The organism is Sorangium sp. So ce327, assembly GCF_051530205.1.
Lineage (GTDB): Bacteria > Myxococcota_A > Polyangia > Polyangiales > Polyangiaceae > Sorangium > Sorangium cellulosum_B.
In genome coordinates this window covers 6,575,960-6,587,921 of record NZ_CP150330.1, presented here as the reverse complement: position 1 = coordinate 6,587,921, position 11,962 = coordinate 6,575,960, and the positions used below count along the sequence as shown (strand labels likewise).

The window sequence follows — 11,962 nt, the reverse complement described above, 5'->3', positions numbered from 1 at the left end:
ATCACTCCGCCGCGACCGAGATCGACTCGATCGATTGCAGGATGGTCTCGTCGGCGCCGGAGTTGTCGTCCTCGGGGACGAAGCCGAGCCCCAGCACGATCTCCCCGTCCTTCCCGGCGTCGCCGAAGATCAGCAGCGGGCCCTTCCTGGCCCCGCGGGTCGCGCCCTCTTTCTGCCACAGGCCGATCTTCCGCCCGGCGACGTCCTTGATGTCGTCGGGCTTCTTCCAGTTCACCTTCTTCTTGGGCAAGGTCACGTTGATCTCGCGCGCCAGCGCCTCGAGCGCGGCGTCGCGCTTCTCGATCGCCTGCTTGCCTTCGCCCGCGTCGATCTGCGCCGTCGCGAAGGCCGGGCCCTCGTCGGCGGCCTGCGCGATCGTGGCGCTCTCCGCCTGGGCATAGGTCCAACCCTTCGCGGGCGTGAACACGAGTGAGCTCTGGGCGATCTTCGCCCGGGTCGATGCCTCTGCCTGGCACTGCTCGTCGAGCGCCTTGCAGGGCTTCGGAGCAGGGGGAGGCGGAGGCGGAGGCGCCTCAATCACGGCCGGCGGCGGCGCTACGGGTTGCGGTGGAGGCGGCGAACCGCACGCCGTCGCGAGCGCCGCCGCAGCGCTCAGCGCTAGGGTAGGCAATCGTCGGAAGAACATTGCGCCCGAGCGTTGCAGGACCGGACCCGGTACGGCAAGTAAAGAGCGACTGGGGGGCGACAGCTTGCGCCGCAGGACGCGGCCGGCGCCTCGCGGAAGGCTGACCGCGCCGACCGCGCCGGGCGGCTACTCCGGCGCGGTCGCGAGGCGCAAGGGCTACTTGACGACGGCGCCGACGTCCTGTTCGACCTGCTCAGCGACGCCTACCGGCACCTTGCCGTAGAGGCGGGTGCGCTCCGTGACCAGGAAATAGTCGGGCTTGCCGCTCGCCCCGGGGGGGCCCTTCACGAGCTCGGCGAAGCCGATGTCGCCAGAGCGGCCTGTGTACTCGATCCGCACCACGACCTCCTTCTGCTCCGGGGCAACGGCCACGTACTCGGTCGGACGGAGACGGTCGAGCTTGCTCATCCAGTTGCCTACCGTCTCGTCGTTCTGCTCGGGGCTCGCCGGATCGGCCCAGAACTTCTTGCCCTCGTCGCCGCTGCGCACGACCTCGCGGCGCTTGTCCCCGGCGATGACGCGCGCCCTGGCGAGATCGACGTCCTTCCACTCGTGCAGATCCCGCTCCAGGAGGCGTGACTCCGCGGTGTCGAGATCGCGGTAGATGTCGCCCTTGATGGCGTACACCTCGCCCGTGGCCTCGTCGCGCGCGTACCGGTCCGCGCCGCCGGGCGTCGCGCCGCCAAGGACCAGCTTTCGCTCGGCGCCGCGCAGCTTGACGGTGAGCGTGCCCTCGGGCTCGGCCAGCCCGAACTCGGCCGCGCGGTCGTCCGCGATGCGGCCGATCGAGCGCAGCGCCTTCAGCGGCGCGATCGCCTCGGCGAGCTTGTTGCCGGCGGCCACCGAGACGAACGTCGTCGTCTTGACCGTCGGCTCAGCCTCCGCGGGCGGCTCGTCGTCGTGCGCCCCGTCGTCGGGCTTGTGCGGGTCCTTCGGCTTCTCGGCCGGGGGCGTCGTCTTGCGCTCCGCCGTGCCGACGAAGTAGCGGCCCTCCTTGTCCTTCTTCGCCTCGAGGACGACCGTCTTCGATTTCCCTTCGAAGGCGATGCGCTCGACATCGTCGGCCCGGCCGGTCCAGACGGTCACGTCCGCGACCGAGAGGGCGGCCGCCTTCTCGTCGCGCGTCCAGACGAGGACCGCGGACAAGGCCGCGACCACAAGAAGGCCGAGGTGCACGAAAAAGCTGCGTTCCAACCTCATGCGCGCCTCCCGCTCGCGCGCCGCCCGCGGCGCGTGATGAAGAGCCCGAGACCCAGCACCATGGCCGGCGCCACGAGGATCGTGGCCCAGAACCACACCTGGTCCTTCTCCTTCGTGTGCTCGATCCGGACGTCCTCGCTCGTCGTGATCTCCCCGGCGTAGCTCTCCTCGCCGCCGAGCCACCGGAGCGCGTCCAGCGCGAGCACGATGTTGGGCTCGTTCCTGAACGCCGCGTCGCTGAACACGTCAGCGTCGGCGACCACGAACGCGCGCAGCTCCTTCTTCTCCTTGTCGTCCCCGCCAGGCGCGAGCTCCTTCGAGACCGCCGCCGCGAGGTTGTAGACGCTGCGCTTCTCGCCGCCTTCGTCGAACTTGAAGTTGCCGTTCGCGTCGGCGAACGTCTCGCCCAGCGAGCGGACGACGAAGTCGATCTTGAGGCCGCCGTCCTCGCGCTTGTCGAGCGACGACGCGCCCGGGAAGATCGTCGGCGCCTGCTGCGAGTGGCGGCTCAGCGTCGACACCGAGGCGTGCGAGGAGTACCGCGTCGTGACCAGCATCCCCTGGTCCGAGTCGTTGTAGCGCCGCCGCACGTACACCCGATCGTTCGCCAGGACCTCGGGCTTCCACGTGAGCCCCACGGCGCCGGCGAGCGGATCCAGATCGACCTTGGCGTCCGGATCGAGCGCGAGCAGGAGGTGCCCGCCCTCATCGGCGTGCCGCTTGAGCGCCGCGACCTCCTCCGGGAGGAACGCCTTCTGCGGGCCGAGCACGATGACGACGCTCGCGTCCTTCGGGATCTCGCTGCCGAGCCCCTGGGCGAGCCCGAGGTCCTTGATGACGTAGTTCTGGGACTCGAGCAGCTTGCGGAGGTTCTTGGTCGTCCGCCCCTCGGGGGAGCTGGCCGACTCGTTCAGCTCGCCGTGGCCGACCGTCAGGTAGGCGGTGCGCTGCGGCCGGATCACCTTGAGCAGCACCTTCTGGAAGTCGGCGTCGAGGCTCTTCAGCTTGGCGCCCGCGCTCTTGATGTCGGAGCCGACGGTGAGCGTCTCGCGCGAGCCGTCGCGCGAGAGCACGATGACGCCGTCTTGCGTGACCTTCGCCTCCTTGGCGAGCGCGGGGACGAGCAGGCGATCCTGCACCTCCACGGTGATCTGCGGCGACGCCGCCTTCACCTCGCGCAGGTAGCCCTCCACCTCGGCGCCGACCTCGTTCTGCTGCGGGTAGAAGGCCGTGATCTTGAGCGGCGCGGTCAGGCTCTCGGCGACGCGCTTCGTGGACTCGCCCGGGCGGGCGGTGCGGTAGTACGAGAAGTCCGCCTTGAGATCGAGCTTGCTCGCGGCGAACACGAAGAGCGCGGAGTAGACCGCGGCGAACCCGAGCGTCAGGCCCGAGAGCGTCGCGGCGCGCACCCGCCGGCCCTCGATGCGCTCGGCGCGCCGCATCGGCGCGAGCGCCGCCTCGCCGAAGAACAGCGGCACCGTCGCCATGACGAGCAGCGCGACCCAGGCGACCGTCGTGGCCGCGTCGATGCGCCCGCGCAGCTCGGGCGCGGCGCGCGAGACGCCGACCATGGCCTGCCCCGCGTCGGTCGTGGTGAAGTAGGCCGCCACCGCGACGACGCCGAGCGCCGACAGGATCGCGAGCGCGCGCTCGACCGCGCGGCGCTCGTCCGACTCGCGCACCGCGGTCGCGAAGCGCAGCGCGGTGACGAGGACCAGGGTCAAGAACCCGAGCCCCGACAGGGCATAGCGGAGCCACTCGATCGTGGGCACCACGCGCTCGCCGAGGAAGAGGGCGAGGAGCGCGCCCGCGTACGCCGGGACCATCCAGCCCCCGGCGCGGAGCGCGGGCGGCGCGGGCGGCGCGAGCGGCGCGGCGGGCGCCGGCTCGCCGGCCTGCGGGGCCTCTCGCCCTGCGTCCGGCAGGGACGCGGAGCCCGCTCCCTCGCCGCGGATCTCGGCCTCGTCGGCCTGAGCTTGCTTGTCCTTCACCGCCACCTCCGCGCCTTCAGGGTGTGGGTCGCGGCGAGCAGGAAGAAGTACGCGACCGCGACGTAGTACACGACGTTCTCCAGCCGGAGCACGCCGTTCAGGAACGGCTTCTGGTTGAGCGGGTAGAGGTTCAGCGCGCTCACGAAGTCGTTGAGCGGCGGCTCCGTCACGCGGGCGACGAGGAACAGGAAGCCGAGCGTCCCGATGATCGCCGCCCCGAGGATGACCGCGATGACCTGGCTCGCCGCGAGCGTCGAGGCGAAGAGCCCGATCGCGAGCGACGCGGCGCCGAGCAGCAGCACCCCGGAGTAGCCGACAAGGATGTGCCCGACGGACACCTTGCCGTTCACGAAGATGAGCAGCGGCATGTAGATCGTGATCGCCGTCATCAACGAGACCAGCGCGAGCGCGGCGAGGAACTTGCCGACGATGATCTCGCCGTCGCGCACGGGCGCGGTCTTGAGCAGGATGAGCGTCCCGCTCTCGCGCTCGCCGGCGATGAGCCGCATCGAGAGGATGAGCGCCGCGACCATCGTGATGAACGCCGTGCCGTCGAAGAACTTGAGCAGCACCTCCGCCGACAGCCGCGCGCCCGAGCCGAGCGCCGCGACCTGGAAGTAGATGCCGTCGATGAGCAGCGCAGCGGCAGCGACGACGTACCCGAGCGGTGATCTCAGGTACGCGGACAGCTCCCGCCGCGCGACGAGCAATGTCCCTCTCATGTCTCGCCCTCGCCTTCCTCCGCCTGCTCCTCCGCAGGGGCCTTCCTTGCGTCGCCGCCGGCCCTCGCCCTGCCGGCCGCGGCGGACCTGTCCTTCGCCCCGGGCGCCCCACGCGAGGCGAGCCGCAGGAACACCGACTCGAGCTCGCGCTCGCTCCGCTTCACCTCGAGGATGCCGATGCCCGCCTGCACGAGCTCGGCGCACAGCGCCGCGCGCACGTCGCGGTCGGCCTCGACCGCGAAGCTCACGACGTCGCCCCCCGGCTCGGTCGTGGTGAGCTGCTCGACGGACGTGACGCCCTCCACCGCGCGCGCGAGTTCGAGCGCGCGCGCCGCCTCGCCGCGGTCCGCGCCCTCGGGGCCGCGCACCGTGAGCTCGACCCGGACGCCGTGGAGCAGCTTGGCCGAGAGCTCCTGCTCGGTCCCCTGCGCGCCGATCTCGCCGTCCCGGATCACGAGGATGCGATCGCACGTCTCGCTGATCTCGGAGAGGATGTGGCTGGAGAGCACGATGGTGTGCTTGCCGCGCAGGCTCCGGAGCAGGGCGCGCATCTCGACGATCTGCACGGGATCCAGCCCGCTGATCGGCTCGTCCAGGACGAGCAGCCGCGGCTTGTGCACGATCGCCTGCGCGATGCCGACGCGCTGCTTGAAGCCGTGGGACAGCGAGCTGATGGGATCCGCGGCCACGTCGTCGAGCTGCGTCACCGCGAGCGCCTCGGCCACCCGCGCGTCGGCCGCGCCGGCGTCGACGCCGCGCAGGCGCGCGGCGAAGTGGAGGAAGGCGCGCACGCTCATCTCGTCGTAGAGCGGCGGCCTGTCGGGGAGGTATCCGATGCGGGACCGCACCTCGTGGGGGTGGTCGACGACATCCAGTCCGTCCACGAGCACACGGCCCGCGGACGGGAGCAGATCGCAGGCGAGGATCCTGAGCGTCGTCGTCTTGCCCGCGCCGTTCAGGCCGAGCAGACCGACGATCTCTCCCGCCTCGATCGAGAACGACAGGGGCCCGATGGCCTTCCGGTCGCCGTAGTACTTGTATAGGTCGCTGATTTCGATCACGGCCGTGCACCCCTCCGCGAAGGGAAGAAGCTCTCCGCGCCGGCGATTCGGACGCCGCAGAGCGCGGCGGCCCAGGCGCCAGCGGCCCCTTACAACAGCGGGAGGCGGAAATCATTCCCGACGCGGCGCGCGCGGGGGCTTGCTCCGGCGGGGGTCTCTCTCCCTCCAGACGAATCGAGCGGGACACGCGGTAAAGCGGTGAGCGAAGCGACCAGGACGTGATGGATCTCAGCCTGCAGCGCGGCGGGGTCGGTGATCCGGCAGCGCTCGTCCCGCCGTCAGCAGTGCTCGGCGATGATCGCCCAGCAGGCGTCCGCGAACTCGCGGTACGTCGATCGGTCGAGCGTCGCCTGCGTCACGGGCATCACGTCCTGGTGCTCGGCGAGCATCGGGCGCAGCGCGCCCTCGATGTCCGCGCTCGTCTCGATCCACAGGAACTCTTCGATGCCGTCGGTGATCTGGCCGCGGATGAGCTTCGGCACCTCGCTCAAGCGGACCTTCTTCGGGCTCCGCCGCGCGATCGACGAGGCGATCTGCTCGGCGTGCGCCGGCCACCGCTTGAGCGCGTTGTGGAACGTGGAGCCGACGAGCCGGAGGATCTGCTGCGCGAGCATCGCCACGCGCGGGCGCTGCACGCGCTCCTCGTTCTCCGCCACCATCGCCAGGTAGTCGTCGCTCAGGAGCTTGCGCAGGTCGCACGAGAGGATCTGCTGCGACTCCGGCGTCATCCGCAGATCCGCGACGTGCGCGAGGAAGATGTCCCGCAGCATGGTCAGCCGCGCCGTCACCGAGCCGGTCGGCGTCGTGTCGAGGATCTCGGCGAGCGGGTCGATCAGCCGGCGCCCGAAGGTGGTGAGGATGTGATCGAGGATCCGCTTCTGGTGCTGCTTGTGGCCGAGCACGGACAGCGCGCGCGCGATGTGCGCCTTGCTCGGCGCGTCGACGAGGATCTCCAGCGGCTGGTCCTGCGGCTTCCCCTCGTACATGCGCAGCGACGCGAACATCTCGCGGAACGCGTCCGCCGCGGCCGCCCCCTCGCCCGGCTCGCCGTAGACCCGGATGACGAGCCCCGAGTCGGGACCGGCGTCGAACAGCCGCCGGAGCTCTTCCCGGATGTCCTCGTCCGTGACGAGCGGCCCCGGAGGGAGCGATTTCCCGCGTGAATCCATGAGCGCCCAGCCTACGGCAAAGCGCAGCGCACCTGAACCTCTGTGCCCCGAGAAAGCGAGCGCCGGGTGCACGCTCGCGGTCCGGTGAGGACGTGCCTGCGGCGGATGTCGTACCCCGGACCCAGGTCAGGCCGGCGTGGCCTCGGGCGGCGCGCTTACATCAGATAGGAAGAGGAATCAGATGAAGACGACGGGCTGCTCCCAGATCGCGAGGACGATGCAGCCCTCGGCGCTCGAGACGCTGTGGCGGCTGCCCGGGGCGTTCATCACGAGCGTGCCGGCGCGGTGGTGCCCGCGCTCGTCCGACTGCGAGCCTGTGAGCACGAAGATGTGTTCATGGCCGCGATGGACGTGCTGCGGCACGGATGCCCCCGGCGCGTAGCGCAGGAGCGCGGCGGAGGCGCCTGCGTCGCTGCTGCCGTAGAGGCGGTGAATCTCGACGCCTTCCCGGAGGCGCCGCCAGGGGACCGACTCCGGATGAGCGGCCATCGTTGCCACATTCGCAATGATGAATGGCAACTGCACAGGCACGAAATCCCGCGTCGCTGCTGGAAGTGTAGCTGTCATCGCGAATCTCCAGTCTTGATGGAACCATGCCACAGCGCGCGGTGCGCGCTCAACGGCAATCACGCGAAACGCGCAAAATTCATGCGTGGGAAAAGTTCCAGAAATGAGGAGTCGGTTACACATCCATGGCGTGAAGAGCACACCGAGAACTCCTCTGTTCGCCGTGTTCCCCGCGGCCGGCGTGGCACGGGGGCAGCGCTTCCTCGCCATCCTCCGTCCACTGCTCCTCTCGCTCTCGCTCCTGCCGTCGGCCGGCTGCAGCAAGGAGGGGTCGAGCGATCAGCCGCTCACGGTGGGCTTCATCTACGTCGGCCCCAGGGACGACTACGGCTACAACCAGGCGCACGCCGAGGGGGCCGCAGCGCTCGCCAAGCTGGCCGGCGTGAAGACCCGTGAAGAGGAGAACGTCCCCGAGACGGTCGCCGTGCAGAAGACGCTCGAGAGCATGATCAACCTCGATGGCGCGACGGTGATCTTCCCGACGTCCTTCGGCTACTTCGATCCGCACATCCTCAAGGTGGCGGAGAAGTTCCCGGACAAGACCTTCCTCCATTGTGGCGGCCTCTACGACGGGTCGAAGCACCCGAGCAATGTCGGCAGCTATTTCGGTTACATCGACGAAGCCGAGTACGTGTCCGGCGTCGTCGCGGGGATGACGACGAAGAGCGGCAAGCTCGGGTTCATCGCGGCGAAGCCGATTCCACAGGTGCTCCGCAACATCAACGCCTTCACGCTCGGCGCCCGGAGCGTGAACCCGAGCGTGACGACGGCCGTGATCTTCACCGGCGACTGGTCGATGCCCGTCAAGGAGGCGGAGGCGGCCAACAGCCTCATCGATCAGGGCGTCGACGTCCTGACCGGCCACGTGGACTCGCCCAAGGTGATCATCGAGCTCGCGGAGCGGCGCGGCGCGTTCAGCACCGGCTACCACACGAACCAGGCGACGCTCGCCCCGAAGGGGTACCTGACCGGCGCCGAGTGGAACTGGTCCAAGGTCTACACCGACTACATGACGTTCATCCGTGAGGGGAAGCCGTATCCGCACCTCCTGCGCGGCGGTTTCAAGGAGGGGTACATCAAGATGTCACCGTATGGCCCCGCCGTCTCCGAGGAGGCGAAGAAGAAGGCCGATGAGGCGAAGGCGAAGCTCACGGAGGGAACGCTCACCATCTTCCAGGGGCCCATCATGAACAATGAGGGCAAGGTGGTGATCGCCGATTCCGTCGCGCAGCAGCAAACCGACATCGCGCTCGAGAGCATGGACTATCTCGTAGCCGGCGCTCTCGGCTCCACCCACTAGAGCGGTGGCCACCCGCTTCGGATACGGGCCCATCTCGACGTTTTCGGTGCTCAGCGCACGGGAGTGCGCTTCCGCGCCGAAAACGCCGATCTGGGCCCGTCTCCTGTGCGGGTGACCACCGCTCTGGAAGCGGTATCGAGCAGCCGCTCTGGAAGCGGTATCGAGCAGCCGCTCTGGAAGCGGTATCGAGCAGCCGCTCTGGAAGCGGTATCGAGCAGCCGCTCTGGAAGGGGCGTCGATCAGAGCGCTTCGAGGACGGCGGCGGCGGGGGCGGTCCAGCCGATGATCGCGCCCTGGGCACGGACCATCTCCAACGTCGCCGCCTTGAACTCGGGGAAATAGCTCTCGGTGGCGTCCTCGATCAACAGGCACTCGTAGCCGCGATCGTTCGCCTCACGCATCGTGGTCTGGACGCAGACCTCGGTCGTCACGCCGGCGATGAGCAGGTGGGAGACGCCGAGCGCCGCCAGCCTGGCGTCGAGGCCCGTCCGGTAGAATGCGCCTTTTCCGGGCTTCGGTACGACCAGCTCCCCGGGCGCCGGCGCGAGCTCGGGCACGAAGTCGTTGCCCGGCTCGCCGAGGACCAGGATGCGCCCCATCGGCCCGACATCGCCGATCCGCATCCCAGGAGCGCCCCGGCTCCGCTTCGCAGGGGGGCAGTCCGAGAGATCCAGCCTGTGACCCTCCTTCGTGTGAATGATGGGCAGGCCGTGGTCGCGGAACGCGTCGAGGACGCGCCGGACCGTCGGCACGATGCGCTGGAGCCGCTTGACGTCGTTGCCGAGCGCCGCGCCGAAGCCGCCGGGCTCGAGGAAGTCGCGCTGCATGTCGATGACGAGCAACGCCACGGCGTCCCGATCGGCGACGCGGAAGGGGTACGGCCTCGCCGCGATCTCGAGGGGCCGCGCCGTCATCGGTGCCCCGCCATCGCGCGGCCGATCTCCGCGACGTCGGCCGAGGCGATCGGCGACTCGTGGACGACGCGCCCTTCGCTCATCACGAGGACGCGGTCGGCCATGGCGAAGATCTCGTCGAGATCCGCGCTCACGAGGAGGACGGCGGTCCCGCGGTTGCGCGCCTTCAGGATGCGGGAGCGGATCTCGGCCACGGCGGCGAAATCGAGCCCGAAGCAGGGGTTTGCGGCGACGAGGAGCGCGATGTCCTCGTCCATGCCGAGCTCGCGCGCGAGGACGGCGCGCTGCACGTTGCCGCCGGAGAGCTTGCCTATCGGGGCGTCGACCGAGGGCGCCTTGATGGCGTACTCCGCGGCGAGGCGCTCGGCCGACCGCCTCAGGGCCGCCCGGCTCACGCCCCAGCGGAGCCTCGTGAAGGGCGGCCTGTCGAAGACGCGGAACCCGATGTTCTCGGCGACCGACATCGCGGGGACGCAGGCGTTGCGCAGCGGCTCCTCGGGCAGGCAACGCACCCGGTGCTGATGGATCTGCGCGCGCGCGGCGCCGTACGGCTCGCCATGGACGAGCACGCTGCCACCCCGCGCGGCGCGCTGCCCGGCGAGGACCTCGACGAGCTCCTCCTGCCCGTTGCCGGAGACACCGGCAATCCCGACGATCTCGCCGCGATGGACCGTGAGCGTCACGCCGTCGAGCGCCGGCCGCCCGCGATCGTCGCTCGCGGCGAGCCCCTCGATGCGCAGGATCGGCTCCCCGGCGGGCGCGTCGCCGCGCGCCGCGGAGACCTGCGCCGGCTGCGCGCCGACCATCATCTCGGCCATGGCCGCGGGCGTGAGGTCCTTGACCTTGCCCCGGCCGGCGACCCGGCCGCGCCGCAGCACCGTGACCTCGTCGGCGAACGCCGTCACCTCGCGGAACTTGTGCGAGATCATGAGCACGCTGATCCGCTGCTCATCGGCCATGCACCGGAGCATCCCGAGCACCTCGTCGGCCTCACCGGGCGTGAGGACCGAGGTCGGCTCGTCGAGGATGACGATCCTGCTGCCGAGGTAGAGCTGCTTCAGGATCTCGAGCTTCTGCTTCTCACCCGCGGCGAGCGCGCGGACGGTCCGCTCCGGATCGAGCCGGAAGGGCATGCGATCCATGAACGCGCGGATCGACTCGCGCTCCTTGCGCCAGTCGATCACGAGGGGGAGCGACGCGCGCGCGAGCACGAGGTTCTCGGCGACCGTCATGTTCATCACGAGGGTGAAGTGCTGGTAGACCATGCCGATCCCCAGCGCCTGCGCGTCACGCGGGCTCCTGATGGACAGGGCCGCGTCGCCGACCCTCACCTCGCCGGCGTCGGCCTGGTGATAGCCCATGATGCACTTGACCAGCGTGCTCTTGCCGGCGCCGTTCTCGCCGAGGAGCGCGTGGAAGCTCCCGGGCGCGAGGCGCAGCGAGACGTCGTCGAGCGCGAGCAGCGGCCCGAACCGCTTCGTGATCCCCGCGGCGGAGAGCGCCGGCGGCGGCGTGGGAGGGCTGGGCTCCCGGGCGGCGGCGCGGGGCGGCCTCGCCGCGGGGCTCGAGGAGACGCGCGGGTCCATGGTCACGGGAGCGCCTCCAGCAGCGCGGCGGAGGTCGAGACCGCGCCGAACACGCCGTTCTGCATCTTGATCATCTTCAGCGCGGCGGCGTGGTTGCCAGGATCCGTGGCCGCGCAGCAGTCGGAGAGCAGCAGGCACTCGTACCCGCGGTCGTTCGCCTCGCGCATGGTGGTGTGCACGCAGACGTCCGTCGTGATCCCCGTGAGGATCAGGTTCTCGATGCGGCGCTGGCGGAGGATGAGATCGAGATCCGTCGCGCAGAACGAGCCCTTGCCCGGCTTGTCGATGATCGGCTCGCCGGGCAGGGGCGCGAGTTCCGGGATGATCTCCCACCCAGGCTCTCCGCGGACGAGCACGCGCCCGCACGGCCCGGGATCGCCGATGCCCACGCCCGTGCCGCGCCCGCCGTCCGTCCGGCGGGAGCGCCACCGCTTGTTCGCCGGGAGATCGGAGAGGTCCGGCCGGTGCCCCTCGCGCGTGTGCAGGACGTGATAGCCGCGGCGGCGCAGCTCCGCGAGCGCGCGCTGGATCGGCGCGATGCACGCCCGCGTCAGGGAGATGTCGTAGCCGAGCAGGTCGATGTACCCACCCTTCCCGCAGAAGTCGGTCTGCATGTCGATGACGATCAGGGCCGTCGTCTCGGGGCGGAGCGCGCCGTTGTAAGGCCAGGCGTAGGGATCAGCGGCCACGTAGGGCATCGGTCGAGTCCTCCTGTCATTCAGCGTTTCGCTCGTCTCGTACGGTTCGCTCGTCTCGCGGGGCTCGCTCCTTTCGTTCGTCTCGTCCGTTTCGTACGGTTCACGCGG

11 protein-coding genes are annotated in these 11,962 nt (G+C 70.0%); 1 reads left to right on the top strand and 10 read right to left on the bottom strand.

Features of this window, described 5'->3' with window-relative positions:
• Nucleotide 1: 1 nt before the first annotated feature.
• The 7 genes from WME95_RS24590 to WME95_RS24560 form a co-directional block, all read right to left on the bottom strand.
• The gene (locus tag WME95_RS24590; RefSeq protein WP_437555116.1) at nucleotides 2–541 is read right to left on the bottom strand and encodes a hypothetical protein; all 540 of its coding nucleotides are present in this window, start codon (nucleotides 539–541) and stop codon (nucleotides 2–4) included.
• Nucleotides 542–802: 261 nt separating this feature from the next.
• Nucleotides 803–1,846 (bottom strand): DUF4340 domain-containing protein, encoded by a 1,044-nt coding sequence (locus tag WME95_RS24585; protein WP_437910838.1) that lies wholly within the window; start codon nucleotides 1,844–1,846, stop codon nucleotides 803–805.
• Nucleotides 1,843–3,837, bottom strand: coding sequence for a Gldg family protein (locus tag WME95_RS24580; protein WP_437910837.1), 1,995 nt, complete (start codon nucleotides 3,835–3,837; stop codon nucleotides 1,843–1,845). Before WME95_RS24580 ends, WME95_RS24585 begins: the two co-directional genes overlap by 4 nt.
• On the bottom strand, nucleotides 3,834–4,559 hold the full coding sequence (locus tag WME95_RS24575; protein ID WP_012237054.1) for an ABC transporter permease: 726 nt from the start codon (nucleotides 4,557–4,559) through the stop codon (nucleotides 3,834–3,836). The genes WME95_RS24580 and WME95_RS24575 overlap by 4 nt, the downstream gene beginning before the upstream one ends.
• A complete protein-coding gene (locus WME95_RS24570; protein ID WP_437910836.1) occupies nucleotides 4,556–5,620 on the bottom strand; it encodes an ABC transporter ATP-binding protein in 1,065 nt (354 codons plus the stop codon). Before WME95_RS24570 ends, WME95_RS24575 begins: the two co-directional genes overlap by 4 nt.
• A 278-nt stretch (nucleotides 5,621–5,898) precedes the next feature.
• The gene (locus tag WME95_RS24565) at nucleotides 5,899–6,789 is read right to left on the bottom strand and encodes a hypothetical protein (protein WP_437910835.1); all 891 of its coding nucleotides are present in this window, start codon (nucleotides 6,787–6,789) and stop codon (nucleotides 5,899–5,901) included.
• Nucleotides 6,790–6,966: 177 nt separating this feature from the next.
• Complete coding sequence (locus tag WME95_RS24560) at nucleotides 6,967–7,278, bottom strand: cupin domain-containing protein (protein ID WP_231865009.1); 312 nt, start codon at nucleotides 7,276–7,278, stop codon at nucleotides 6,967–6,969.
• A gap of 181 nt (nucleotides 7,279–7,459) precedes the next feature.
• On the opposite strand from WME95_RS24560, the gene WME95_RS24555 reads away from it, so the two are divergent.
• Nucleotides 7,460–8,656: a BMP family ABC transporter substrate-binding protein gene (locus WME95_RS24555; RefSeq protein WP_437910834.1), complete on the top strand. Its 1,197-nt coding sequence runs from the start codon at nucleotides 7,460–7,462 to the stop codon at nucleotides 8,654–8,656.
• A gap of 239 nt (nucleotides 8,657–8,895) precedes the next feature.
• Here the strand turns inward: WME95_RS24555 and WME95_RS24550 are convergent, their stop codons facing one another.
• From WME95_RS24550 to biuH, 3 genes are read right to left on the bottom strand one after another with little or no spacing between them, the layout of a single operon-like run.
• Nucleotides 8,896–9,570: a cysteine hydrolase family protein gene (locus WME95_RS24550; RefSeq protein ID WP_437910833.1), complete on the bottom strand. Its 675-nt coding sequence runs from the start codon at nucleotides 9,568–9,570 to the stop codon at nucleotides 8,896–8,898.
• Nucleotides 9,567–11,156, bottom strand: a complete 1,590-nt coding sequence (locus WME95_RS24545; protein WP_437911020.1) for an ABC transporter ATP-binding protein — start codon at nucleotides 11,154–11,156, stop codon at nucleotides 9,567–9,569. Before WME95_RS24545 ends, WME95_RS24550 begins: the two co-directional genes overlap by 4 nt.
• 2 nt (nucleotides 11,157–11,158) lie before the next feature.
• A complete protein-coding gene (gene biuH / locus WME95_RS24540) occupies nucleotides 11,159–11,854 on the bottom strand; it encodes a biuret amidohydrolase (RefSeq protein ID WP_437301443.1) in 696 nt (231 codons plus the stop codon).
• Between the last annotated feature and the right edge of the window lie 108 nt (nucleotides 11,855–11,962).